Source organism: uncultured Xylophilus sp., from assembly GCA_913776965.1.
GTDB lineage: Bacteria > Pseudomonadota > Gammaproteobacteria > Burkholderiales > Burkholderiaceae_C > Xylophilus.
Genome location: CAJYQL010000060.1, coordinates 22,925 through 45,824, shown reverse-complemented (window position 1 = coordinate 45,824; position 22,900 = coordinate 22,925). Strand labels below are relative to the sequence as shown.

The 22,900-nt window shown below is 70.6% G+C and carries 24 protein-coding genes; 14 read left to right on the top strand and 10 right to left on the bottom strand.

Annotated elements, in window-relative coordinates:
- The first annotated feature begins 31 nt into the window (after positions 1 to 31).
- From QZ500_RS09015 to QZ500_RS08995, 5 genes are all read left to right on the top strand, one after another.
- Entirely contained in the window at positions 32 to 364 is a 333-nt protein-coding gene (locus QZ500_RS09015) for a YbaB/EbfC family nucleoid-associated protein (protein WP_295854027.1), read from the top strand.
- A gap of 10 nt (positions 365 to 374) precedes the next feature.
- Positions 375 to 1,526: a DUF1176 domain-containing protein gene (locus tag QZ500_RS09010; RefSeq protein WP_295854025.1), complete on the top strand. Its 1,152-nt coding sequence runs from the start codon at positions 375 to 377 to the stop codon at positions 1,524 to 1,526.
- A gap of 23 nt (positions 1,527 to 1,549) precedes the next feature.
- Complete coding sequence (recR, locus tag QZ500_RS09005) at positions 1,550 to 2,149, top strand: recombination mediator RecR (RefSeq protein WP_295854022.1); 600 nt, start codon at positions 1,550 to 1,552, stop codon at positions 2,147 to 2,149.
- 34 nt (positions 2,150 to 2,183) lie between these two features.
- Positions 2,184 to 2,579 carry an MAPEG family protein gene (locus QZ500_RS09000; protein ID WP_295854020.1) on the top strand — a complete coding sequence of 132 codons (396 nt, stop codon included), beginning with the start codon at positions 2,184 to 2,186 and terminating at the stop codon, positions 2,577 to 2,579.
- A 139-nt stretch (positions 2,580 to 2,718) separates the two neighbouring features.
- On the top strand, positions 2,719 to 3,750 hold the full coding sequence (locus QZ500_RS08995; RefSeq protein ID WP_295854016.1) for an ABC transporter substrate-binding protein: 1,032 nt from the start codon (positions 2,719 to 2,721) through the stop codon (positions 3,748 to 3,750).
- 10 nt (positions 3,751 to 3,760) lie between these two features.
- Here the strand turns inward: QZ500_RS08995 and QZ500_RS08990 are convergent, their stop codons facing one another.
- Positions 3,761 to 5,380 carry a transglycosylase SLT domain-containing protein gene (locus tag QZ500_RS08990; RefSeq protein ID WP_295854012.1) on the bottom strand — a complete coding sequence of 540 codons (1,620 nt, stop codon included), beginning with the start codon at positions 5,378 to 5,380 and terminating at the stop codon, positions 3,761 to 3,763.
- Entirely contained in the window at positions 5,377 to 6,150 is a 774-nt protein-coding gene (gene gloB / locus QZ500_RS08985) for a hydroxyacylglutathione hydrolase (RefSeq protein WP_295854009.1), read from the bottom strand. The genes QZ500_RS08990 and gloB overlap by 4 nt, the downstream gene beginning before the upstream one ends.
- Between gloB and QZ500_RS08980 the strand changes: the two genes are divergently transcribed.
- The gene (locus QZ500_RS08980) at positions 6,149 to 6,988 is read left to right on the top strand and encodes a methyltransferase domain-containing protein (protein ID WP_295854006.1); all 840 of its coding nucleotides are present in this window, start codon (positions 6,149 to 6,151) and stop codon (positions 6,986 to 6,988) included. The genes gloB and QZ500_RS08980 overlap by 2 nt on opposite strands.
- Positions 6,985 to 7,434 (top strand): ribonuclease HI, encoded by a 450-nt coding sequence (rnhA, locus tag QZ500_RS08975; RefSeq protein WP_295854004.1) that lies wholly within the window; start codon positions 6,985 to 6,987, stop codon positions 7,432 to 7,434. The genes QZ500_RS08980 and rnhA overlap by 4 nt, the downstream gene beginning before the upstream one ends.
- Positions 7,435 to 7,459: 25 nt before the next feature.
- On the opposite strand, the gene QZ500_RS08970 is transcribed toward rnhA, so the two are convergent.
- From QZ500_RS08970 to QZ500_RS08955, 4 genes are all read right to left on the bottom strand, one after another.
- Positions 7,460 to 9,337 (bottom strand): TRAP transporter large permease subunit, encoded by a 1,878-nt coding sequence (locus tag QZ500_RS08970; RefSeq protein WP_295854003.1) that lies wholly within the window; start codon positions 9,335 to 9,337, stop codon positions 7,460 to 7,462.
- Between the two features lie 139 nt (positions 9,338 to 9,476).
- Positions 9,477 to 10,490 carry a TRAP transporter substrate-binding protein gene (locus QZ500_RS08965; protein WP_295854001.1) on the bottom strand — a complete coding sequence of 338 codons (1,014 nt, stop codon included), beginning with the start codon at positions 10,488 to 10,490 and terminating at the stop codon, positions 9,477 to 9,479.
- 89 nt (positions 10,491 to 10,579) lie between these two features.
- Entirely contained in the window at positions 10,580 to 12,193 is a 1,614-nt protein-coding gene (locus tag QZ500_RS08960; protein ID WP_295853998.1) for an acyl-CoA synthetase, read from the bottom strand.
- Positions 12,190 to 13,356 (bottom strand): acetyl-CoA acetyltransferase, encoded by a 1,167-nt coding sequence (locus tag QZ500_RS08955; RefSeq protein WP_295853995.1) that lies wholly within the window; start codon positions 13,354 to 13,356, stop codon positions 12,190 to 12,192. Before QZ500_RS08955 ends, QZ500_RS08960 begins: the two co-directional genes overlap by 4 nt.
- A gap of 153 nt (positions 13,357 to 13,509) precedes the next feature.
- Between QZ500_RS08955 and QZ500_RS08950 the strand changes: the two genes are divergently transcribed.
- Entirely contained in the window at positions 13,510 to 14,316 is an 807-nt protein-coding gene (locus tag QZ500_RS08950; protein WP_295853992.1) for an IclR family transcriptional regulator, read from the top strand.
- A 25-nt stretch (positions 14,317 to 14,341) separates the two neighbouring features.
- Here the strand turns inward: QZ500_RS08950 and QZ500_RS08945 are convergent, their stop codons facing one another.
- Positions 14,342 to 15,214, bottom strand: a complete 873-nt coding sequence (locus QZ500_RS08945) for a LysR family transcriptional regulator (protein ID WP_295853989.1) — start codon at positions 15,212 to 15,214, stop codon at positions 14,342 to 14,344.
- A gap of 159 nt (positions 15,215 to 15,373) precedes the next feature.
- Here QZ500_RS08945 and QZ500_RS08940 point away from each other — a divergent pair, with 159 nt between their 5' ends.
- The 3 genes from QZ500_RS08940 to QZ500_RS08930 are packed head-to-tail and all read left to right on the top strand — an operon-like array spanning position 15,374 to position 17,212.
- Positions 15,374 to 15,958 carry a DUF296 domain-containing protein gene (locus QZ500_RS08940; protein ID WP_295853987.1) on the top strand — a complete coding sequence of 195 codons (585 nt, stop codon included), beginning with the start codon at positions 15,374 to 15,376 and terminating at the stop codon, positions 15,956 to 15,958.
- Complete coding sequence (locus QZ500_RS08935; protein WP_295853984.1) at positions 15,951 to 16,352, top strand: DNA-binding protein; 402 nt, start codon at positions 15,951 to 15,953, stop codon at positions 16,350 to 16,352. Before QZ500_RS08940 ends, QZ500_RS08935 begins: the two co-directional genes overlap by 8 nt.
- A 56-nt stretch (positions 16,353 to 16,408) precedes the next feature.
- On the top strand, positions 16,409 to 17,212 hold the full coding sequence (locus tag QZ500_RS08930) for an SDR family NAD(P)-dependent oxidoreductase (protein ID WP_295853983.1): 804 nt from the start codon (positions 16,409 to 16,411) through the stop codon (positions 17,210 to 17,212).
- 41 nt (positions 17,213 to 17,253) lie between these two features.
- Here the strand turns inward: QZ500_RS08930 and mobA are convergent, their stop codons facing one another.
- Both mobA and moaA read right to left on the bottom strand, forming a co-directional pair.
- Complete coding sequence (mobA, locus tag QZ500_RS08925; protein ID WP_295854043.1) at positions 17,254 to 17,826, bottom strand: molybdenum cofactor guanylyltransferase MobA; 573 nt, start codon at positions 17,824 to 17,826, stop codon at positions 17,254 to 17,256.
- A gap of 64 nt (positions 17,827 to 17,890) precedes the next feature.
- Positions 17,891 to 19,036 carry a GTP 3',8-cyclase MoaA gene (gene moaA, locus QZ500_RS08920; RefSeq protein WP_295853980.1) on the bottom strand — a complete coding sequence of 382 codons (1,146 nt, stop codon included), beginning with the start codon at positions 19,034 to 19,036 and terminating at the stop codon, positions 17,891 to 17,893.
- A 211-nt stretch (positions 19,037 to 19,247) separates the two neighbouring features.
- On the opposite strand from moaA, the gene QZ500_RS08915 reads away from it, so the two are divergent.
- The 3 genes from QZ500_RS08915 to ppa all read left to right on the top strand — a co-directional run bounded on the left by QZ500_RS08915 (position 19,248) and on the right by ppa (position 21,463).
- Positions 19,248 to 19,871 carry a superoxide dismutase gene (locus tag QZ500_RS08915; protein ID WP_295853978.1) on the top strand — a complete coding sequence of 208 codons (624 nt, stop codon included), beginning with the start codon at positions 19,248 to 19,250 and terminating at the stop codon, positions 19,869 to 19,871.
- A 54-nt stretch (positions 19,872 to 19,925) separates the two neighbouring features.
- Complete coding sequence (locus QZ500_RS08910; protein WP_295853975.1) at positions 19,926 to 20,810, top strand: ZIP family metal transporter; 885 nt, start codon at positions 19,926 to 19,928, stop codon at positions 20,808 to 20,810.
- Positions 20,811 to 20,926: 116 nt separating this feature from the next.
- Complete coding sequence (gene ppa, locus QZ500_RS08905; RefSeq protein WP_295853973.1) at positions 20,927 to 21,463, top strand: inorganic diphosphatase; 537 nt, start codon at positions 20,927 to 20,929, stop codon at positions 21,461 to 21,463.
- A 101-nt stretch (positions 21,464 to 21,564) separates the two neighbouring features.
- On the opposite strand, the gene QZ500_RS08900 is transcribed toward ppa, so the two are convergent.
- A complete protein-coding gene (locus QZ500_RS08900; RefSeq protein ID WP_295853970.1) occupies positions 21,565 to 22,788 on the bottom strand; it encodes a GNAT family N-acetyltransferase in 1,224 nt (407 codons plus the stop codon).
- Positions 22,789 to 22,900 lie beyond the last annotated feature (112 nt).

Below are 22,900 nucleotides of genomic sequence, written 5' to 3'. Positions count from 1 at the left end.
GCACACCTCTTTTTTTACTACAAGGATTTCCATGTTCAACAAAGGACAGCTCGCCGGCCTCATGAAGCAGGCCCAGGCCATGCAGGACAACCTCAAGAAGGCGCAGGACGAGCTGGCGAACGTCGAGGTTGAAGGCGAGTCCGGCGCCGGCCTGGTCAAGGTGCTGATGACCTGCAAGCACGACGTGAAGCGCATCACCATCGACCCCAGCCTGCTGGCCGAGGACAAGGACATGCTGGAGGACCTGGTTGCCGCCGCCTTCAACGCGGCCGTGCGCAAGGCGGAGGAAACTTCCACCGAGAAGATGGGCAAGATCACCGCCGGCATGCCGGGCCTGCCCGGCGGCATGAAGTTCCCGTTCTGAGCAAACGGCCGTGATCCGCCTCCGCCGTTTCCTGCGCCGTCCGTCCCGCCCGGTCGCGGGCGTGCTCGGGGCTGCCGCGGCTGCGGTGGCCCTGGGGGCGTTCGCCGCGCCGCCGGCGGTACCGGCCTACCGCGAGTTCAAGGACTGGGTCGTCGCCTGCGACAACGCCCGCCGCTGCGATGCACGGCTGGCGCCGGAGTCGGGCGATCCGTCGGACCTGCGGCTGGCGATCTCCCGCTTCGCCGGTCCCGAGGGCACCGCGCAGATCGAGCTCAACGCCGACAAACCGCTGCCCCCGCAGGCGCTGCAGCTCGACGGCAAGCCGATCGACGCGGCCGACCAGCCCGGCCCGAAGTCCGCCTGGCAGGACGACGGCGAGGGCGGCAAACGCCTGGAGGAAGAGCCCGCACTACGCCTGGGCCGCCAGCTGGCGCAGGGCCGCAGCCTGACGGTGCAGACCCGGCAGGCGCCGGTGCGCCTCTCGCTCGACGGACTGGCGGCGGCGCTGCTGTTCATGGACGACGTTCAGGGGCGGGTCGGCACCGTCACCGCCTGGCGCGATCCGGGCAGCGCGCCCGCCAGCCGGGTGCCGCCGGAGCCGTCGCTACCGGTACTGGGCGCCGCACCGGTGCCGCCGCCCCTGCCCGACGCCGACGCCTTCGCGGCGCGGGTGCGCAGCCGCAATGCGGCCCTGCTGGCTCAGCGCTGCGACACCGCGCGGGGCGCGCCTGCCGGCATGGTCGACCAGGCGCTGCCGCTCACCGCCTCCGAAGCGCTGGTCATGCTGAACTGCTGGAACGGTGCGTACCAGAGCGCCGCCCTGGTCCTGCGGGTGCCGCGCAACGCGCCGGAGAACGCCCGGCCCGTGTCGCTGCCCGCCGTACCCGGCGGCCTGCCGCGCAGCAAGGCTGACGATCCGGCGGTGCTGTCGGAGCCGTTCTACGACCCCGAAACCGGCGCCCTGACCACTTATGCCAAGGGCCGCGGCATCGGCGACTGCGGCTACGCGCTCGGCTGGGTGTTCGACGGCGCCGTGTTCCGCGCCGCCTCGCGCGACGAACAGCGCCGCTGCGCAGGCGCACCCGGCGACTGGCCGACGCTCTACCGTACCCGCATGGCGCCGCCGGGTGAACCCGCAACCCCGCCGGTGCCCGGCCGCTGACGACGCGAAGAAGGATTCCACCGATGGCCACCGTTTCCGGCAACGACGCGCTCGACGCCCTGGTGCAGGCGTTGCGCCGGCTGCCGGGCGTCGGGGCCAAATCCGCCTCGCGCATGGCGTTCCATCTGCTGCAGCACGACCGTCCCGGCGCGGAACTGCTGTCGCAGGCGCTCCACCGCGCAGCGGGGGCCGTGCGCCACTGCGCCCGCTGCCACACCTTCACCGAGGCGGAGGTGTGCAGCGTCTGCAGCGACCCGGAGCGCGACGCGTCAAAGCTCGTCGTGGTCGAGACACCAGCCGACCAGGCGGCGCTGGAGCGCACCGGTGCGTTCCGGGGCCTGTACTTCGTGCTGATGGGCCGGCTCTCGCCGCTCGACGGCATCGGCCCGAAGGAGATCGGCCTGCAGAAGCTGTTCGACCGGGCGACCGACGGCGTGGTCGACGAGGTGATCCTCGCGACCAACTTCACCGGCGAAGGCGAGGCGACGGCGCACGTCATCTCCGAGGGCCTGCGTGCCCGCGGGCTGCGGGTGACCCGGCTGTCGCGCGGGGTGCCGGTCGGCAGCGAACTGGAATTCGTCGACCTGGGCACCATCGCCCACGCCCTGGTGGACCGCCGCTGACCGCGGGCCGGCTGCCGCTGTCAAGAGTCATTACATGCCCGTCGTTCCCGGATTCACCGTCGCTTACGGTTGCGTGCTGGTCGCCGCCCTGCTGCCGATCGTCTGCGCCGCGCTGGCCAAGGTCGGCGGCCGCGGCTTCGACAACCGCCGTCCGCGCGACTGGATGGCCCGGCTGACCGGCTGGCGCGCGCGGGCCAATGCGGCGCAGTCGAACGGGTTCGAGGTGCTGCCCTTCTTCATCGGTGCAGTGCTGATCGCCCACCAGCTCGGCGCGCCTCAGGGGCGGGTCGATGCGCTGGCCGTGGCTTTCGTCGCGGCGCGGATCGTCTACATCGTTTGCTACCTGGCCGACCGCGCCACGCTGCGCAGCCTGGCGTTCGCCGCCGGGCTGCTGGTCAACATCGCGCTGCTGTTCGCCGGCGTGCGTTGAGCGCCGCCTGGCCACGGGCGCTGGGGCAAACCCGCAGGGGGATGCACCGATGCGCCGCGGCCGGGCCGTCGGTAAGCTTGCGTCGGTGTCTTCCCGATTCCGGACCCCCTCCAGCACCCCCCGTCTGCCGACCGGCTCCGTGGACCGCCGCACGCTGCTGACCGGCGGAGCCCTGGTGGCGCTCGCCGTGCCCTCGCTGCGGGCCCAGGCGCGGCTGGAAAAGCCGCGCATCGCGATCGCGGTCGGTGACAAATCGGCCTTCTATTTCCTGCCGCTGACGATCGCCGAACGCCTCGGCTACTTCCGCGCGGCGGGCCTCGACGTGGTGATCAGCGATTACGGCAGCGGCACGCTGGCGTTGCAGTCGCTGGTCGGCGGTACGGCCGATGTCGGGTCCGGCGCCTTCCGCCACACGATCAGCCTGCAGAGCCGCGGCCAGTTCTTCCGGGCATTCGCGATGCAGGGCCGGGCGCCGCAGGTGGTGACCGGCGTGTCGGTCCGCGCGCTGCCGGGTTACCGCGGCCCTGCCGACCTGCGCGGCCGGCGCATCGGCATCACCGAACCGGGCAGCGCCACGCACCTGGCAGTGGCGATGCTGCTGGCCCGCGGCGGCCTGCGCCTGGACGACGCGACGGTGGTCGGCGTGGGCACCGGCGCGGCCGCCCGGGAGGCGCTGCGCAGCGGCGAGATCGAGGCGATCTGCAATGTCGACCCGGTGATCACCCAGCTGGAACAGAAGGGCGACCTGCGGGTGGTGAGCGATACCCGGACGCAGAAGGGCACCCGCGAGATGTTCGGCGGCCCGATGCCCGCCGGCTGCCTGTACGCGTCCGACGACTTCCTGCAGAAGCATCCGCGCACCGCGCAGGCGCTGGCCGATGCGATGGTGCATGCCCTGAAATGGCTCCAGACCGCCGGCCCGGGCGATCTGCTCAACACCGTGCCCGAGGCGTATCTGCAGGGCGACCGGGCGCTGTACCTCGCGTCGTTCCAGAAGGTGCGCGAGGCGATCTCGCCCGACGGGCTGGTGGAGGAGGAGGGCGCCCGCACCGCGGTCCGGGCGCTGACCTCCTTCGGGTTCGATCCGGCGCTGCGCTCCGCGAAGATCGATCCGTCGCGGCTCTACACCAACGAATTCGCCCTGCGGGCCAAGCAGAAGTTCCAGGCCTGAGGGCGGCGGATCAGCGGGTCTTCTTCGCAGCGGGCGCTGCGGCGGTGCGTTTCGGTGCGGCCGCGGCAGTCGCCGTCTTGCGCACGGGTGCGGCCGTTGCCGTCTTGCGGATCTGCGCGGCCGACTTGCCGGCCGCGGCGCGGGCCGATGCGGCGGACGCCGCTGCACGCGGAGCCGGAGCCGCCGCGGCCGCTGCGGCCGACACCGGCACGTAGACGATCAACTGCTGGCCGGTACGCAGCACGGCCGACGGATTCACGTCGTTCCAGTCCGCCACGCTCGACGGCGACAGCTTGTAGCGGCGCGCCACGCTCGCCACCGTGTCGCGCCGGCCGGCCTTGACGGTCATCTTGCGGGTCACCACCTCGGGCGCGAGCGACAGCTGGCCGTTGTCCGCGACATGCGCCGCCACGTCGCCCTGCATGCCTTCGCCGCGCCGCACCACCAGCACCGAGCCGGCCTTGACCAGCATTCGCGGCGGAATTGCGTTGACCTGGCGAAGATCGGCCTCGGACATGCCGACCTTCTGCGCGACCGCGGCCACGTTCATCGTGGCGGGTGCGGTCCAGGCGGTCCAGCTGGCGGTCTGACCTTCGGCATGCGCCTCCAGGTTGCGCTTGAAGACGGCGGCGTTGTCCCACGGCAGCAGGATCTGCGGCGTGCCGGAGGCCAGGATCACCGGATGGCGCATCGACGGGTTGAGCGCGCGGAAGTCCTCCAGCCGCACATCGGCAAGCTTGGCCGCGAGGGACACGTCGATGTCGCGGGTGATCGCGACCGACTGGAAATAGGGGTGGTTCTCGATCGCCGGCAGTTCGGCGTTGAACAGCTCCGGATGGGCGACGATGTTCTTCACCGCCTGCAGCTTCGGGACGTAATAGCGCGTCTCGTTGGGCATCGTCAGGTCGGTGTAGCCGGTCGGCAGGCCGAGCTTCTGGTTGCGTGCGATCGCACGACCGACGCTGCCTTCGCCCCAGTTGTAGGCGGCCAGCGCCAGGTGCCAGTCGCCGAACAGGTTGTAGAGCCGCTGCAGGTAGTCGAGCGCTGCCCGGGTCGAGGCGAGCACGTCGCGGCGATCGTCGCGGAACAGGTTCTGCTTGAGCTGGTAGTCGTTGCCGGTGGCGGGCATGAACTGCCACATGCCGGCCGCCTTGGCGCTCGACACGGCCTGCGGGTTGAACGCGCTCTCGATGTAGGGCAGCAGCGCCAGCTCGCTCGGCATGCCGCGGCGCTCCAGTTCCTCGACGATGTGGAACAGGTACTTGCTGGAGCGCTCGGTCATGCGCTGGATGTAGTCCGGGCGTGTCGCGTACCACTGCTCGCGGTCGGCGACGATGTCGTTGCGCAGGTCCGGCATGGCGAAGCCGCGGCGGATGCGTTCCCACAGGTCGGCCGGCGGCGCCAGCGTGACGACGCCCTGCGAATGGGCTTCGCCGAGCGTGATCGGCTGCAGCGCGCCGCGCGGGTAGACCGGCTGCGACGAGCGCTGGGCGGTGGAGGTGCCTGGAGTGCCCTGCTTGCCGTCGGTGCCGGCAGTCTGGTCGGTGGGGGCGGTGGTGCTGGCGCAGCCGGCGAGGAAGACGGCACACGACAGGAGCGCGGGCCAGACGGCGGAACGGACGTTCTTCATCGGAATTCGTTTTTCCATTGACGCAGGGCGGCGAAGATGCCGGCCTCGTCGGTGGACGGAAGGGAGGCGTGGCGGCTTACCGCTTCCGCGACGGCCGGCAGGCGGCTGCGCAGAAAGGGGTTGATCTCGCGCTCGAGCGCGATGGTGGAGGGCAGCGTCGGCTGCCCCGCGGCGCGCAGGGCGGCGCAGCGGTCGCTGGCGGCGGCGAGTGCGGCGTTGGCCGGCTCGACCGCCCGGCCGAACGCGAGGTTCGACAGCGTGTATTCGTGGCCGCAGCATACGCGGGTGGCGCCGGGAAGCGCCGCCAGCGCGTCGAGCGACGCGAGCATCTGCGCCGGCGTGCCTTCGAACAGCCGGCCGCAGCCGCCGAAGAAGAGCGTGTCGCCGCAGAACAGCACCGGATCGCCGGCGCCGGCGGCGCAGAAGAAGGCGATGTGGCCGGCCGTGTGGCCCGGCACGTCGATCACGGAGAAGCGCAGGCCGAGGGTATCGACCGTGTCGCCGCCCGTCACCCGCTCGGCCGGCTCGGGCACGGCTTCCCGCGCCGGGCCGACCACGCGGCAGCCGGTGGCGGCCCGCAGGGCGGGCACGCCGCCGGTGTGATCGTGGTGGTGGTGGGTGACTAGAATCGTCTCGAGCTGCAGGCCGCGCGCCTGCAGCGCATCGAGCACGGGCCCCGCTTCGCCGGGGTCGACCACCACGGCCCGCTGCCCCGCGTGCAGCATCCAGATGTAGTTGTCGGAGAGGGCGGGCAGCGGTTCCAGCACCATGAGCGACGAAATTATAGGTTTGCACCCCTGGTTCGACACCCCCCCCGGCCAGTGCCTGCTGGATTGGGAGCGCCGGTGCTTCGACGCGGCGGTGGCCGACCTGTTCGGTTTCCACGGCGTGCAGCTCGGCCTTCCGTTGCTCGACGGGCTGGCGGCCAACCGGATGCGACACCGCTGGATCGTGGCCGGACCGGACGATCTGCCGCCCCACGGCGCGCTGCCGCACCAGACCGCGCTGGTGACCGATTTCGCGGCGCTGCCGTTCGATACCGCGAGCCTCGACCTGGTGCTGTTGCCGCACACGCTGGAGCGCAGCCCCGACCCGCACGCCACGCTGCGCGAGGTGGAGCGGGTGCTGATGCCGGAGGGCCGGGCGGTGATCTGCGGGCTGAACCCCGCGGGCCTCTGGTGCCTGCGCCAGCGCCGGGTGCGACTCGCCCAGCGCTTCGGCATGGGCCGCGACTACCTGCCCGGCGCGCTCGACCCGATCGGCTACTGGCGGCTGCGCGACTGGCTGCGCCTGCTGTCGTTCGAGGTGGAATCCGGCCGCTTCGGCTGCTTCCGCCCGGCGGTCCGCAGTCAGCGCTGGCTGGACCGCCACGCCTGGATGGAGCGTGCCGGCGACCGCTGGTGGCCGTTCCTCGGCGCCGCCTATTTCGTGGTGGCGACCAAGCGGGTGCCGGGCATGCGGCTGATCGGCAAGCGCTGGAAGAAGGCCCGGCGCGCGCCGGCGGTGGCTGCTCCTGTTCCGATAGCAGGCCGCGCAGGCGGGGCGGGCGCAGAAGCCCGATTTGCCTCCCAAGATACGACGACGAAGACGAAGAAGCAGACCCCGTGAACCACATCGAGATCTATACCGACGGCGCCTGCAAGGGCAACCCCGGCCCCGGCGGCTGGGGCGTGCTGCTGAAATCCGCCAGCGCCGAGAAGGAACTGTTCGGCGGCGAGGCCGTCACCACCAACAACCGCATGGAGATGACCGCGGTGATCGAGGCCCTGCAGGCCCTCAAGCGGCCGTGCCAGGTCACGCTCTATGTCGACAGCCAGTACGTGCTCAAGGGCATCACCGAATGGGTGAAGGGCTGGAAGGCGCGCGGCTGGAAGACCGCGTCGAAGGAACCGGTGAAGAACGTCGAGCTGTGGCAGAAGCTCGACGACCTGGTGGCCAACAGCGGCCACCAGATCGACTGGCGCTGGGTCCGCGGCCACAACGGCGATCCGGGCAACGAGCGGGCCGACCAGCTGGCCAACCGCGGGGTCGATCTGGCGCTGGGCCGGCGCTGACCGCGGCGCCGCCCGCGCATTTCTTCTACAGCACCGCGGTCGAGATCGCCGGCACCGCCGCGATCACCAGCAGCCCCACGATCAGCGCCAGGATGTAGGGCCAGATCGCGCCCATCGCCTCGTCCGGCGACACGTTGCCGATCCGGCAGGCGATGTAGAAGCCCACGCCGATCGGCGGCATCATCAGGCCGATGTTCATCGCGACCACCACCACCATCGCGTAGTGCACGTCGTTGATGCCCAGGCTGCGGGCGATCGGGAACATCAGCGGCGCCATCAGCAGCAGCGCCGGCAGGCCTTCCAGGATGCAGCCGAGCGCCAGGAAGATGACGATGGTCGCGGCCATGAAGCCGACCGGGCCGCCCGGCAGGGTGGTCATGAACGCGGCGAGCTGCTGCGCCACGCCCGACTGCGTGATCGCCCAGGCCATCGCGAGCGCGGTGCCGAGGATCATCAGGATCGCGCCGCTGAGCGCGGCCGTCTCGACCAGCATGCCGTAGAACTTGCGCCAGCCGATGCCGCCGTAGAGCACGATGCCGATCGCCATCGCGTAGACCACCGCGATGGTCGAGACCTCGGTGGCGGTGGCCACGCCGCTGCCGACCGCGCCGCGGATCAGAAACGGCAGCACCAGCGCCGGTGCCGCGACCAGCAGCGTGCGGCCGACGATCGACAGCGCCGGACGGCGGACGTTCGACATGTCCTCGCCGCGGGCCTTCCAGCGGGCGAGCACCGCCAGCGCCAGCAGCAGCACCATCGCGACGGTCACACCGGCCTGGAACAGCCCGGCGATCGACACGCCCGCGACCGAGCCGAGCACGATCAGCACGATGCTCGGCGGCACCGTGTCGGCCATCGCGGCGCCGGTGGAGAGCAGCGCGATCATCTCCTTCGGCTTCTGGCCGCGGCGCTTCATCTCGGGGAAGAGGGCGGGCGCGACGGTCGCCATGTCCGACACCTTGGAGCCCGAGATGCCCGAGACGATGAACAGCGAGCCCAGCAGCACGTACTGCATGCCGCCTTTCACGTGGCCGATCAGCGAGGCCAGGAAGTCGATGATCGCCTTGCCCATGCCGGTCGCGTCGAGCACGCAGCCGAGCAGCACGAAGATCGGCACCGAGACGAGGATCAGGCTGGACATGCCTTCGTCCATCCGGCCGATCATCACGTCGATCGGGATGTGGGTGCTGAAGGCCAGATAGCTGACCGTGCCGACGCCGAAGCAGAAGGCGATCGGCACGCCGGCGGCGAGCGTCACCGCGACGAAGCCGATCAGGAAGATCGCGATATTCAGGTTGCCGAGCGCGTCGATGCTGCCGGCGAAAGCCCAGCAGAGTGCGGCCACGCCGCCCACCACCAGCACGCTGGCGGCCAGTTCGCGGGCGCTGCATTCGCGCCAGGCGTGCGCGAGGACCGTCACCAGCATCGCGCAGATGCCGAAGCCGATGGCCGCCACCCGGAAGCTGTTGGGAATGTCGAGCGCGGGCAGCGACACGATCCATTCCGACTGCACGTATTCCAGCGCCGGCCGCACCAGCACCGCAAGTAATGCCGCCACGACGACGAGGCCGAAGGCCTGCACGTAGCCCCGCAGTGTCGGCGGCATGCGCTGCAGGAAGACGGTGAGGCGCAGGTGTTCGTTGCGGTGGATCGCGATGGTCGAGCCGAGCATCGCGAGCCAGAGAAAGCCGATCGCCACCACCTCGTCGATCCAGACGACCGGGATGGAGAACACGTACCGCGAACAGACGCCCGCGAGCAGCAGCACCATGATCCCTGCGGCCAGCGCGGCGGCGACCATCTCGATCGGCTTGAGGAACAGGTTGCCCGGCGGCGGCGCGGCCGCGACCAGGTCGTCCGGAAGGGTGAAATCGGCGACAGGGTCGCGGGCGGCGGCAGTCATGGGCTGCTACTCCAGTGAATGAGGCAAGGTTTGGCAGAGGGAGGCCCCTCGCCGGGACACCGCGGAGCCGGCTCCGCCGGTCCGCCGGTGTCGCCCCCTGAAAGGGGGCAGGCGTTACACGCAGTGAAAAGCCTGGGTGTTAAGCAAGTTTTCCGGTGTACTTCTCGAGCACCGCCCAGGCTTCGTCGCCGAACTTCTTCTTCCACTCGTCGTAGAAGCCGGCGGCGCGCAGCTTGGCGCGGAACAGTTCGGCATCGGTGGTGTTGAACTCCATGCCCTTGCCCTTGAGCTCGCCCATCAGGCTGTCGTTCAGCTTCTTCACGTCCTCGCGCTGCTTCATGCCGGCCTCGGCGATGTTGCGGGCCACGATCTCGCGCAGGTCGGCCGGCAGGCGGTCGACCGCCCGCTTATTGCCGAGGAACCAGAAGCCGTCCCACATGTGGTTGGTGACCGAGCAGTACTTCTGCACTTCGTTGAGCTTGGCGGTGGCGATGATCGCCAGCGGGTTCTCCTGGCCGTCGACGATCTTGGTCTGCAGCGCGGTGTACACCTCGGCGAAGTTGATCGTCGTGGGCGAGGCTTCGAAGGCCTTGAACATCGACACCCAGAACGGGCTCGGCGGCACCCGCATCTTCATGCCCTTCAGGTCTTCCGGCTTGGCGATCGCGCGGTTGCTCGTCGTCATCTGGCGGTAGCCGTTGTCCCAGATCTTGTCGAAGGCGACGATTGCGTTGGTCGCAGCGATCTGCTTGCGCACATGGGCGCCCAACTCGCCGTCCATCGCGGCCCAGACCTGGTTGTAGTCCTTGAACGCGAAGCCGACGCCGCTGATCTGCGCCGACGGCACCAGGGTGCCCAGGATCAGCGGCGACAGGGTGAAGAATTCCAGCGCGCCGTTGCGCAGCTGCGAAAGCATGTCGGTGTCGGTGCCCAGCTGGCTGCTCGGGAACACCTTGATGTCCACCCGGCCCTTGGTCTCGGCCAGGATCTTCGCGACCATCTCGTTTGCGCGGATGTTCATCGGATGGGTGACCGGCAGGTTGTTGCCGTACTTCATCGTGAACTCGGCCTTCTGCGCGCGTGCGAGCGGCGCGATCGTGGGCAGGGCGACGGCGCCGGTAGCCGCGATCAGGGTGCGTCGGTTGAGCTTCATGGTGTCTCCTCGTGTGTCGAGTGGTGGTCTCAGGGGGATGGAGGCGCGCCGCAGGGCGATGCGCATTCTGGAAACCGGGTGGGGCCGGATCAGTGGGGCGCTTCCTGCGCCTCGCCGCGTTCGACGAGCAGGCGCCGTACGTCCTTCTTGACGATCTTTCCGTAGCCGGACTTCGGCAGGGTGTCCCAGAAGAATACCTGCCGCGGCCAGCGGTAGCGTGCGAGTTTTCCCTCCAGGTGGGCAAGCAGTGCAGCCTCGTCCACCGGGGGGACGCCGGCGGCGCGCACGACGACTGCGGCACCGACCTCGCCCCATTTCTCGTCGGGCAGTCCGAGCACCGCGATCTCGGCGACGCCGGGGTGGGTGAGCAGCACCTCCTCGACCTCGCGCGGATACACGTTGGAGCCGCCGGAGATGTACATGTCGGACTCGCGCCCGGTGATATAGAGCAGCCCGCGTGCGTCCATGCGCCCGAGGTCGCCGGTATGGAACCAGCCGCCGCGCAGCGCCTTGGCCGTCGCCTCCGGATTGCCGTGGTAGCCGGCGAAGACGGCCGGGCCGCGGCAGCAGATCTCGCCGACCGTGCCGGCCGGCACCGGCTGCAGCTGCTCGTCGAGGATCGCGACTTCCATGCCGACGCGCGGCCGGCCGCAGGAGCCGATGTTCGCATTCGGCGAGGCGTCGTCGGCGTCGTGCATGTCGGGCGGCAGCACGGTGATGCAGCCGGTCACTTCGCCGAGGCCGAAGTACTGCACCAGCACCGGCCCGAGCGCCTGCAGCGCGCGCTTCTGGTCGGCCCGGTACATCGGTGCGCCGGCGTAGATCACATAGCGCAGGCTGGAATGGTCGTAGCGGTCGACCGACGGATGCTCGACCAGCATCTTGACGATGGTCGGCACGGTGAACAGGTTGGTCACCCGGTGGCGTTCCACCAGCGCCCAGACAGTGTCCGGCTCCATCCGGTCGGTCGGCAGCAGCACCGTGGCCGCGCCGCGCGCGACGTTCAGCAGTGCATGGATGCCGGCGCCGTGCGACAGCGGTGCCACGGCGATCGAGCAGTCGCGCTCGGTGGTGCCGGGAATCAGGTCGGCCAGGTGGTTGGTGACGACGAACGCCATCTGGCCGTGGGTCAGGATGCCCGCCTTCGGCTTGCCGGTGGTGCCGGAGGTGTAGAAGTACCAGAGCGGGTCGTCCGCTGCGACGGTCGCCTCGGCGAACGGCCGGCCGAGGTGCGGCGGGAGCAGCGCTTCGTAGTCGTGCTCGCCGGCGCGCGTCGTGCCGATCGCGATCACGTGGCGCAGCGCCGGCGATGCGGCCCGTACCGCGTCGGCATGGCCCGCGAAGTCGGACTCCACGATCATCGCCACCGCGCCGCTGGAGGCGCCCAGGTACGCGACTTCCGGCGGGGTGAGGCGGAAGTTGGTCGGCACCCAGATGCAGCCGAGCCGGAACGCCGCCCAGCAGCTCTCGAACAGCTGGCGGTTGTTGCGCGAATGGACGAGGATCGCATCGCCCTTCCGCAGGCCGAGGGCCTGCAGCGCGTGGGCCATCGCATCGACCCGGCGGTCGATCTCGGCCCAGGACCAGCGCTCGTCGCCCTGGATCAGGCCGGGCCGGTCCGGGTGGAGCCGGGCAGTCTGGCCGAGCAGCCGCGCGAGGTTGGCGACCCGTGCCTCGCCGCTTCCGCCGCTTCCGCCGCTCATGCGGCCTCCAGCACGCTCAGGTAGTTGGCGACCGCGGCGCCGCCCATGTTGAACACCGCGCCGAGGCCGGCGTTCGGCACCTGCATGCCGCCGGCGGTACCGGAGAGCTGCATCGCCGCCATCACATGCTGCGACACCCCGGTCGCACCGATCGGATGGCCGCGCGACTTCAAGCCGCCCGACGGGTTGACCGGCAGCCTGCCGTCCATGCGGGTCACGCCGTCGAGGATCACCCGCGCGCCCTGGCCGTGCGGCGCTAGTCCCATCGCCTCGTATTCGAGCATCTCGGCGATGGTGAAGCAGTCGTGCGTCTCGACGAAGTGCAGGTCGTCGAGGCGCGCACCGGCCGCGTCGAGGCCCCGGCTCCAGGCCTGGGCCGCGCCTTCGAAGCGTGTCGGGTCGCGGCGCGACAGCGGCAGCACGTCGTTGACCTGGGTGTGCGAGCGCCAGCGCACCGCCTGCACCGTGGCACCGGCGACCGGCTCCAGCGACAGCACCAGCGCAGCCGCGCCGTCGGAGACCAGCGAGCAGTCGGACCGCTTGAGCGGGCCGGCGACGAACGGGTTCTTCTCCGACGGCGTGCGGCAGAAATCGAAGCCGAGGTCGCGCTTCATGTGGGCATACGGGTTGTGCACGCCGTTGGCATGGTTCTTCGCCGAGATCGCGGCCAGCGCGTCCGACTGGTCGCCGAAGCGCGCGAAGTATTCCGAGGCGATGGTGCCGAACACGCCGGCGAAGCCGCCGGGCGTGTCGCCTTCTTCCTTTACGTAGGAGCAGCGCAGCAGCACCTCGCCGATCTGCGCATTGGGCAGGGTGTTCATCTTCTCGAAGCCGACCACCAGGGCGCGCTTCACCCGGCCGGCGTGCAGCGCGTCGAGTGCGGCCCAGATCGCTGCGGAGCCGGTGGCGCAGGCGTTTTCCAGCCGCACCGCCGGGGTGTGGCGGAACGCCGGGATCGCCACGCCGGCGATCGCGCCGCTGAAGTCCTGCCGCACGAAGCCGCCGTTGAAATGGCCGACGAAGATGCCGTCGATGTCCTCGGCTGCGAGGCCAGCGCTGTCGAGCGCGGGCTGGGCGGCGTCGCGAAACAGCTGCTCCGCATCCAGCGCGTCGAGTTTGCCGAAGGGCGTGTGGCCCCATCCGATGATGTGTGCTGCAGACATGGGTGATGTGGTTTGCTATGTGGACCAGTTGTGCCGGTCCGGAACGGGGTTGGCTAGAAGTGAGGCGACGATAGCGCCGTGCCGCGCGAATAACTGTGAGGGTTTTCCCGTCAATGACGGTTCCGAATGGTTCATAGAATGGACCTTAACACCATGGCCAACGACGCTTCCTCCCGCACCGACACCGAAACCGCCGGCGCCCAGACGTTGCGGCGCGGCCTGGCCGTGCTGCGCCTGCTCACCCGGGTCGGCCCCGGCGGCCTGCGGATGGGCGAGATCGTCCGCAGCCTCGGCATGCCGAAGGCGACGGTGGTGCGCCTGACCCGCACGCTGGTCGACGAGGGCTTCGTGCTGCACGACCGCGGCTCCGCCGCCTACCGCCTGGGCCCGGAGGCGTTCGCGGCCGGGCTGGCCGCGGAGCCGAGCTACGCGCTGCAGCGGCTGGCGGCGCCGACGCTGCGGGCGCTGGCGGTCGAATCCGGCGACACGGTGTTCTTCATGGTGCTGCACGGCATCGAGACGATTTGCCTGTCGCGCGACGAAGGCGATTTCCCGATCCGCAACCAGCTGGTCAAGCCGGGCGACCGCTATCCGCTCGGGGTCGGCGCCGGGGCCTGCGCCACGCTGGCGGCGCTGTCGGACGACGACGTGCAGGGCATCCTGGCGCGCAACGCGCCGATGCGGGCCGCCCACTATCCGCGCTGCACCGACGCCGCGATCCGGGAACTGGTGGGCGAGACCCGCGCCCAGGGCTACTGCGTCAACCCGGGGCTGGTGCTGGAAAGCGCCTGGGCGGTCGGCGTGCCGGTGTACGACGCCAACGGCCGGCCGGTCGGCTCGATCAGCATCGCCGCGATCGAGCAGCGGCTGGGGCCGGCGCGCGCCGCGCAGATCGGCAACCGGCTGATGCAGGCGAGCCAGGCGGTGACGGCCCTGCTCGGCGCGCCGCCAGCGGGCTGAGCAGGGCCGGCCGCACCTCCGGCGCTCAGCCCGGCTGCGGCAGCAGCTTGACGAATTCCCGCACGGTCGGCGCGTCGTCGTCGGCCCGCCAGGCGGTGCCGGTCTCGACCACCGTGCGCGGCCCGCGCAGCGGCCGGTAGGCGACGCCCTCGCGCTGCAGCACCTGCACGCAGGCCGGCACCAGCGCCACGCCCAGGCCGCCCGCCACCAGGCTGACGATGGTCGGCATCTGCCGCGCTGGAAAAATCCGGGGGCTGAACCCGTGGCGCATGCAGGCGCTCACCACCGCGTCGAACATCGTCGGGCCGAAGTGACGCTCGAAGCACAGGAACTGCTCGCCGGCCAGCCGGCCGAGCAGCACCTCGTCCAGCGCGGCCAGCGCATGGCCGGCCGGCAGCGCCGCGACCAGCGGGTCGAGCGCGGTGGTGCGGTAGGCGAGGGCGGGCGGCAGCTGCGGCGATGCGAAGATGCAGCCGACATCCAGCGTGCCGGTCTCCAGGTCGTGGACGATCTGGTCCGTCGTCGATTCGTGGAGCGTCACCCGCACGCCCGGAAACTCTTGTGTGAAGCGTCGCAGCGCCTCCGGCAGGAACGAGCAGGCCGCCAGGCTGATGAAGCCGATCGCGAGCGTGCCCGCATGGCCGAGCGCCGCGCCCTGCGCATGGTGGCGCAGGGACTCGGTGCGGGCCAGCACCGCCCGCGCGTCGCGCAGCACCTGTTCGCCCCCTGGCGTGAGCACGATCTGCCGGGAGCTGCGCTCGAAGAGCCGCAGGCCGAGTTCGGTTTCCAGCTCCTTGATCGCCAGGCTGACCGGCGGCTGCGACAGGCGCAGGCGCGCGGCGGCACGACCGAAATGCCGCTCCTCGGCGACGGCGATCAGGCAGCGGAGGTGGCGCATTTCCATCTGAATTCTGGATCGAACGATCTGAAATGAATACTTTTGCAAATGTAGGGCGGTTCCTAGAATGCCGCGGCACCGGTCTTCCGCATCCGGCCACCGCCGGACAGGAGCCGGGCCATCCGCGCCACAAGCGCCACGACCAGGAGACCTCCCGCCATGACCACCGCCGCAGACGCCGCCACCCGGCCCGCCGCCTTCCGCCACCGCCCGCGCACCCTGGTGCATCCGGGCCCGTTCAACCCGGTGCGCATCCGCAGCATGTGCAGCCCGCGCAGCCGCCACATCCGCCTCGCGCTGCAGCCGGGCGCGACGCTGTACGACGCGCTCGTCGCACCGCTGGCGGCGCTGGGCATCGAGAGCGCTTCCACCACGCTGCTCGGCGGCGCGTTCGCCCACCTCGACTACTGCGTGGCCCCGCCCGATCCGTCGCAGGCGGCGGTGATCGCATACACCCGGCCGATCCCGGCCGGCGCCGCCTGGATGGTGTTCGGCAACGCCACCCTCGGCAAAGGCCTGGACGGCGCGCCGCTGGTGCACTGCCATGCGGCGATCCGCACCGACGCCGGCACCGTGCGCGGCGGCCATGTGATCCCCTCGACCAGCCGCGTCGGCGACCGACCGATCCCGGTGCTGGTGACCTCGCTCGACGGCTTCGAGCTGCGGGTGGCGCACGACCCCGAGACCAACATCGCGCTGCTGCAGCCACAGGCTCCGATAACCGCAGGGGCGTTTCATGGCTGAAGGCACCATCGTCGAAAGCGGCCGGATGGGCCGGGTCGCCTACGCGCGCATCGCGCCCAACGAGGATTTGGTGCTCGGCGTGGAGAAACTCTGCCTCGCCGAGGGCTTCCGCAACGCCTTCGTGCGCGGCGCGCTCGGCAGCCTGGTCGATGCCTGCCTCGGCACGCAGGACGGCGGCAGCCGGCAGATTTGCGGGCCGGCGGTCGAGATCGTCAGCCTGGCCGGCGAGGTGCGCGCCCAGGCCGACGGCTCGCTCTGCGCCGCGCTGTCCGGCGTGGTGGCCGATCCGCAGGGACAGGTGTACGGCGGCCCGTTCGTGCCCGGCGCGAATCCGATCTGCATGACTTTCGAGGTCACGCTGGAGGAGTGGCTGCCCGACGGCGCGGCCGCCTGAGTCCTTTTTCGATTTCCCGCTTTCCCCCTCTTTCTTTCACCACAACGGAGACCCCCATGGCAGCAGTTCCTTCTTCCACCACCGCATCCGCGAAGGTCGCGGTCGTCACCGGCGGCGCGCGCGGCATCGGCCTCGCGATCGGCGAATGGTTCCTCGCGCAGGGCTGGCGCATCGCGCTGATCGACATCGACGCAGCCACGCTCGACGCGACTGGCCGGCGGCTCGCCGATCCGGCGCGTGTCCTCGCGCTGCCCTGCGACGTGTCCGATCCCGCCCAGGTGCAGGCGACGATCGACCGGATCGCGGCGCATTTCGGCCGACTCGACGCCCTGGTCAACAACGCCGGCGTGGCGGTGTTCAAGCCGATCGGCCAGACCTCATTCGAGGAATGGCGGCAGGTGCTGTCGGTGAACCTCGACGGCGCTTTCCTCTGCACCCAGGCGGCGGCGCCCCACATGCGCCGTGCGGGCGCCGGAGCGGTGGTGAACATCGCCTCGATTTCGGGCCTGCGGGCCAGCACCCTGCGGGTGGCCTACGGCACCAGCAAGGCGGCGCTGATCCACCTGACCAAGCAGCAGGCGGTGGAGCTGGGCACGGTGGGCATCCGCGTCAACGCGATCGCACCCGGTCCGGTGGAGACCGAGATGGCCAAGCTGGTCCACAGCGTGGCGATCCGCTCGGACTACCACGACGTGATCCCGCTGGAGCGCTACGGCACGACCGAGGAGATCGCGTCGGCGGTCGGCTTCCTGTGCAGCCCGGCGGCGAGTTATGTCAACGGCCAAGTGCTGGCGGTGGATGGCGGCTTCGATGCGGCAGGCGTCGGCCTGCCGACGCTGCGCAAGAACCAGGATCGTTGAAGGAAATCGGGCCTCGGCGCCCGCCCCGCCTGCGCAAGGCGCTATCGAAAATATAGCTGCAGGCGGGCGGCTGCCTGTAGGGCCGCCAGATCCTCGGCCGTGTTGGCGTTGCGGAAGGCGACGGCATCGTCGAAGCGGGCCTGCGCGCAGCCGTGCCGCCCCAGCCATTCCATGACGCGCCGGCCGCCGCCCGCGAGGTAGGCGGCCAGGTCGGCCTGCAGCGACCGGTGCAGCAGGCAGAAGACGGGCTGCGGCCGCCAAGTGCCGTCCGCCGCATCCGGCGCCCAGGCGCAGGCCGCCGGTGCGTCGGCCGCGGTCGCAGCGTTTGCCAGTCGTGCGACCAGATCCTGCGGGAAGAACGGCGTATCGCACGGCACCGCGGCCAGCCAGGGCAGGGCGCTGTGCCGCAACCCCGCCAGCAGGCCGGCGAGCGGCCCGTCGAAGCCGGTGGCGTCGGCGTCTGCGAAGACCGGCACGCCCCAGCCGGCGTAGGTGTCGGCATGCCGGTTGGCGCTCACCATCGCGGTGGCGACCTGCGGCGCGAGCCGCCGCAGCGCATGGCGGGCGAGCGGCGTACCGTCGAGCATCTGCAGACCCTTGTCCACGCCGCCCATCCGGCTGCCGCGTCCGCCGGCGAGCACCAGGCCGGCGACCGCGTCGGCCGGAGGCGGCGCAGGCTCAGCCACCGATATAGCTCATCTCGACCCGGCGCAGGCCGTCGTCGGGCAGGGCGGCCGGCAGGCTGGCGCGCAGTTCGGAATAGCGGTCGCTGCGGCCCTGCCAGATGCCGGCCACGGCCCGGGCCAGCGCATCGTCGTCGGCGCCGCCGCGCAGCAATGCGCGCAGGTCGTGGCCGCGGCTTGCGAACAGGCAGAGATACAGCCGGCCCTCGGTCGAGAGCCGCGCCCGGTTGCAGTCGCCGCAGAAGGCCTGGGTGACGCTGCCGATCACCCCGATCTCGCCGAGAGACGGGTCGTGCCGGCCCGACGCATCGGCATAGCCCCAGCGCTCGGCCGTCTCGCCGGGCGTGCTGGGCGCGAGCGGCACCAGCGGCAGCGCGTCCTGCAGCCGGGCGACCAGCTCGGCCGACGGCAACACCTCGTCCATGCGCCAGCCGTTGGTCGCGCCCACGTCCATGTACTCGATGAAACGCAGCACCACGCCGGTGCCGCGGAAATGGCGCGCCATCGGCAGGATCTCCTGCTCGTTGGTGCCGCGCTTGACCACCATGTTGACCTTGACCGGCCCGAGGCCGGCGGCCAGCGCCGCGTCGATGCCGCGCAGCACGTCGGCGACCGGGAAGTCCACGTCGTTCATGCGGCGGAACACCGCATCGTCCAGACCGTCCAGGCTGACGGTGACGCGCCGCAGGCCCGCGTCGCGCAGCGCCCGCGCCTTGCGGGCGAGCAGCGAGCCGTTGGTGGTGAGGGTCAGGTCGGGCGGCGTGCCGTCGGCGGTCCGCAGGTCCGCGAGCAGCCCGACCAGGGTTTCCAGGTTGCGCCGCAGCAGCGGCTCGCCGCCGGTCAGCCGGATCTTGCGCACGCCCTGGTCCACGAAGATCCGCGCCAGCCGGGCGATCTCCTCGAAGCTGAGCAGCGCGGAATGCGGCAGGTACGGATAGTCCTTGTCGAATACGTCCTTCGGCATGCAGTAGCTGCAGCGGAAGTTGCAGCGGTCGGTCACGCTGATGCGCAGGTCCCGCAGCGGCCGGCCGCGCAGATCGACCAGCTCCGGGCCGGGCCGGCCGATCGGCAGCGGCGCGGCGCTGCGCAGGTCGATCAGCGGCAGCGTGCGGGCCGGTACGGAGGCGGTGGGGGCGGACATGCATCCATTGTCGGGTGCATCCGCCCCGCACACGCATCGAAGGGAAACGCCGGATTCTTCCCGCACAATCTTCGCGCCGACAGGCGGCGCACCCTGCCGACGCGGCGTCCTCCTGCACGGAGCGGCGCGCGCGCGTGCTAGAACGTCGTGTTGTCGTCCCGCGCTCCGTCGCGGCCTTTCATTCGTCCCCGTGCCACCCAGGAGAACCTCTATGGCCTTCACCCTTCCCGCGCTGCCCTACGCCTACGACGCCCTCGAGCCGAACATCGATGCGCAGACGATGGAGATCCACTACTCCAAGCACCACCAGACCTACGTGAACAACCTAAACGCAGCCGTCAAGGACACCGAGTACGAAGGCAAGCCGATCGAAGAGCTGGTCGCCAACGTCGAGAAGTTGCCCGAGAACCTGCGCGCACCGGTGCGCAACAACGGCGGCGGCCACTACAACCACAGCCTGTTCTGGACCGTGATGACGCCCGGCGCCGCCACGCAGCCCGAAGGCGACCTGGCCGCGGCAATCGACCGCGACCTGGGCGGCCTCGACGCCTTCAAGGAAGCCTTCACCAAGGCTGCGCTGACCCGCTTCGGCAGCGGCTGGGCCTGGCTGTCGGTCGACAAGTCCGGCAAGCTGGCCGTCGAGAGCAGCGCCAACCAGGACAGCCCGCTGATGGTCGGCATCGGCTCCGGCAACACCCCGATCCTGGGTCTGGACGTCTGGGAGCACGCCTACTACCTGAAGTACCAGAACCGCCGTCCTGAGTACATCGCCGCGTTCTACAACGTGGTGAACTGGGCCGAAGTCGCCCGCCGCTTCGCCGCCGCAAAGGGCTGATCGCCCATTCGCCGTCAGATCGCCGCCGCCGACCGTTCTTTCGAGGAAGCCCGCATGCCGCAGACCCCGAGCGTCCCACCCCTCTGGCGCAAGGCGCCCTGGCTGCTGCTCGCCGGCGGACTGCTGGCCTTCGGCGGCTTCCACGTCTGGAGCCTGGTCGCCAGCAACAGCGTGGTACGCGACGCGTTCGCGGGCGGCATGGTCGCGGCGCTGGCCACCGCGCTCGGCACGCTGCCGGTGCTGTTCTCGCAGAAGCTGTCGGACCGCACGCAGGACACGCTGTTCGGCTTCGGCGCCGGCGTGATGCTGGCGGCCTGCGCCTTCTCGCTGGTGATTCCGGGCATCGCGGCCGCCGAGGCGCGGGGCCTGGACGCCTGGGGTGCGGGAGGCGTGGTGGGCGTGGCGATCCTGCTCGGCGGCGCCGCGCTGCTCGCGATGGAGCGGCTGGTACCGCACGAGCACTTCATCAAGGGTGCGGACCGCGACAACTCCCGCACCATCCACCGGACCTGGCTGTTCGTCTTCGCGATCGCGCTGCACAACCTGCCCGAGGGGCTGGCGATCGGGGTCGGGTTCGCCGGCACCGATGCGGTTCGCGGCGGCGCGCTCGCCACCGGCATCGCGATCCAGGACGTGCCCGAGGGACTGGTCGTCGCGGTCGCTCTGCTGTCCGCTGGCTACAGCCGCAGGCTGGCGGTCGGGCTGGGCATGGCCTCCGGCCTGGTCGAACCGCTCGGCGCCGTGCTGGGCGCCGCGGTCGTCGAATATTCGCAGGGTCTGCTGCCCTGGGGGCTGGGCTTCGCCGCCGGCGCGATGCTGTTCGTCATCAGCCACGAGATCATTCCCGAGTCCCACCGCAAGGGCCACGAGGCCTGGGCCACCGGCGGCCTGATGATCGGCTTCGTGCTGATGATGCTGCTCGACACCGCGCTGGGCTGACCGCAGGCCGTCCCGCGCTTCGCCGGCGCCCGGCCGGCGAGGTTCTAGAATTCCCGCGCTGCCCGCCGTCCGCAGGCGCCGCCCGGTCTTTTTTCTTCTCTCCACCGTACTCCACCATGTCCTTCGACAAAGTCTCCCCCGGCAAGAATCCGCCCGATGTGTTCAACGTGGTCATCGAGATCTCGATGAACGCCGACCCGGTGAAGTACGAGGTGGACAAGGATTCCGGCTGTGTCTTCGTCGACCGCTTCCTCAGCACCGCGATGCACTACCCGACCAACTACGGCTACGTGCCGCAGACGCTGTCGGGCGACGGCGACCCGGTCGACGTGCTGGTGATGACCCCGTTCCCGCTGCCGCCCGGCGTGGTCGTGCCCTGCCGCCCGCTCGGCATCCTCAAGATGGAAGACGAAGCCGGCGTCGACGGCAAGGTACTGGCGGTGCCCACCACCAAGATCCTGCCGATCTACGAGCAGTACCAGAAGCCCGAAGACCTGCACCCGATCCTGCTCAAGCAGATCAGCCACTTCTTCGAGCACTACAAGGACCTGGAAGCCGGCAAGTGGGTCAAGGTGCTCGGCTGGGAGGGCGTGGACGCCGCCCGCCAGGAGATCAGCGAAGGCATCGCGAACTACCAGGCCGGCAAGGCTTGAGCAAGAATAGCGGTTTTGCGCAGGCGGGGCCTGCGCAAGGCGCTATCGAATCAGTAGCGGGCGCCTTGGTGGCGCCCGTTGCGCTTTCTAGGCGCCGCTGCTCAACCGTGCCGGAACGGCGAGCGCTCTTCCAGGTGTTCCAGGTAGCCGGCGATCCCGTCGCCTTCCCGGGCGAGGAACCGTTCCACCGCCTCGGAAAAATCGGGCCGCGCCAGCCAGTGGGCGCTGGTGGTGGCGACCGGCATCAGCGCCCGTGCCATCTTGTGTTCGCCCTGCGCACCGCCCTCGAAGCGCGCCACGCCGTGGGCGATGCACCAGGCGATCGGCTGGTAATAGCAGGCTTCGAAATGCAGGCAGTCCACCCGTTCGAGCGCGCCCCAGTAGCGGCCGTAGGCGACGCGCTCGCTGTCGGCACTGCCCTGCAGGCCTGCGGCGGCGTCGCTCAGCGCGACCAGGCTGCAGGCGATCGGCTCGCCGGCGCGCTCGGCCACGAACAGCAGCCAGTGCTCGGGCATCGTGCGCTGCATCCGCCTAAAAAAGTCGCGGGTCAGGTAAGGCGCATTGCCGTGCTCGAGGTAGGTGCGCTCGTAGCAGCGGTAGAAGAAGTCCCAGCCGGCATCGCCTATCGCCGCGCCCTGCAGGGTGCGGAAGGTCACGCCGGCGTCGGCCACCTTGCGGCGCTCCTGCCGGATCTTCTTGCGCTTGTCCTGCGCCAGGCCCGCCAGGAAGGCCTCGAAGTCCGCATAGCCGGCGTTCTGCCAGTGGAACTGGACCGTGTGCCGCAGCATCAGGCCGTTGTCGCGGCAGGCATCCACGTCGTCGTCGGTAGCGAAGAGCAGGTGCAGCGACGACAGCGACTCGGCCTCGCACCACTGCACCAGCCCGCGGACCAGCACCGCGCGGGCCTCGGCGTCCTGCGCCAGCAGCCGGGCCCCGGGCACCGGCGTGAAGGGAATGGCGCAGAGCGCCTTCGGGTAGTAGTCGAGGCCATGTTGGGAGTAGGCATTGGCCCAGGCCCAGTCGAAGACGTACTCGCCGTACGAATGGGCCTTCGCATAGAGCGGGCAGGCCGCGGCCAGCCGGCCGTCGCGCCAGAGCGTGGCGAAGGCGGGCGACCAGCCGGTTTCCGGGACCGCGCTGCCGCTCTCATGCAGCGCCAGCAGGTAGGCATGGCGGCTGAACGGGCTGGCATGCCTTTGCGCGGCCAGCAGCGCGTCCCAGGCGGCGGCGTCGATCTCGGCGGGCGACGCGTGCATGCGAAGCACATAGCCGGGCGGCGCGGGGGTGTCGGCGGTATCGGGGGTATCGGAGGAAGGGGCGTCCATCGGTGCGGTGCATGATGCCGCAGACGCTCCGTCCCGCGCCGGCGCGGGGTCGGCGCGGGCGGGCCGGCGGGCGCGGCCCGATTGGCGTTACGCTACGGCCCGCGCGCGCCTG

Excerpts from the sequence above, each read along its gene's own strand:
- mobA (WP_295854043.1), bottom strand. The coding sequence starts at position 17,826 with ATGGGCGGCGTGGACAAGGGTCTGCAGATGCTCGACGGTACGCCGCTC.
- QZ500_RS08935 (WP_295853984.1), top strand. The coding sequence starts at position 15,951 with ATGGCTGAAGGCACCATCGTCGAAAGCGGCCGGATGGGCCGGGTCGCC.
- QZ500_RS08930 (WP_295853983.1), top strand. The coding sequence starts at position 16,409 with ATGGCAGCAGTTCCTTCTTCCACCACCGCATCCGCGAAGGTCGCGGTC.
- moaA (WP_295853980.1), bottom strand. The coding sequence starts at position 19,036 with ATGTCCGCCCCCACCGCCTCCGTACCGGCCCGCACGCTGCCGCTGATC.
- QZ500_RS08990 (WP_295854012.1), bottom strand. The coding sequence starts at position 5,380 with ATGAAGAACGTCCGTTCCGCCGTCTGGCCCGCGCTCCTGTCGTGTGCC.
- QZ500_RS08910 (WP_295853975.1), top strand. The coding sequence starts at position 19,926 with ATGCCGCAGACCCCGAGCGTCCCACCCCTCTGGCGCAAGGCGCCCTGG.
- QZ500_RS09000 (WP_295854020.1), top strand. The coding sequence starts at position 2,184 with ATGCCCGTCGTTCCCGGATTCACCGTCGCTTACGGTTGCGTGCTGGTC.
- QZ500_RS08945 (WP_295853989.1), bottom strand. The coding sequence starts at position 15,214 with ATGCGCCACCTCCGCTGCCTGATCGCCGTCGCCGAGGAGCGGCATTTC.
- gloB (WP_295854009.1), bottom strand. The coding sequence starts at position 6,150 with ATGGTGCTGGAACCGCTGCCCGCCCTCTCCGACAACTACATCTGGATG.
- QZ500_RS08965 (WP_295854001.1), bottom strand. The coding sequence starts at position 10,490 with ATGAAGCTCAACCGACGCACCCTGATCGCGGCTACCGGCGCCGTCGCC.
- QZ500_RS08950 (WP_295853992.1), top strand. The coding sequence starts at position 13,510 with ATGGCCAACGACGCTTCCTCCCGCACCGACACCGAAACCGCCGGCGCC.
- QZ500_RS08900 (WP_295853970.1), bottom strand. The coding sequence starts at position 22,788 with ATGGACGCCCCTTCCTCCGATACCCCCGATACCGCCGACACCCCCGCG.
- QZ500_RS08940 (WP_295853987.1), top strand. The coding sequence starts at position 15,374 with ATGACCACCGCCGCAGACGCCGCCACCCGGCCCGCCGCCTTCCGCCAC.
- QZ500_RS08955 (WP_295853995.1), bottom strand. The coding sequence starts at position 13,356 with ATGTCTGCAGCACACATCATCGGATGGGGCCACACGCCCTTCGGCAAA.
- ppa (WP_295853973.1), top strand. The coding sequence starts at position 20,927 with ATGTCCTTCGACAAAGTCTCCCCCGGCAAGAATCCGCCCGATGTGTTC.
- QZ500_RS08915 (WP_295853978.1), top strand. The coding sequence starts at position 19,248 with ATGGCCTTCACCCTTCCCGCGCTGCCCTACGCCTACGACGCCCTCGAG.
- QZ500_RS09015 (WP_295854027.1), top strand. The coding sequence starts at position 32 with ATGTTCAACAAAGGACAGCTCGCCGGCCTCATGAAGCAGGCCCAGGCC.
- recR (WP_295854022.1), top strand. The coding sequence starts at position 1,550 with ATGGCCACCGTTTCCGGCAACGACGCGCTCGACGCCCTGGTGCAGGCG.
- QZ500_RS08970 (WP_295854003.1), bottom strand. The coding sequence starts at position 9,337 with ATGACTGCCGCCGCCCGCGACCCTGTCGCCGATTTCACCCTTCCGGAC.
- QZ500_RS08980 (WP_295854006.1), top strand. The coding sequence starts at position 6,149 with ATGAGCGACGAAATTATAGGTTTGCACCCCTGGTTCGACACCCCCCCC.
- QZ500_RS08960 (WP_295853998.1), bottom strand. The coding sequence starts at position 12,193 with ATGAGCGGCGGAAGCGGCGGAAGCGGCGAGGCACGGGTCGCCAACCTC.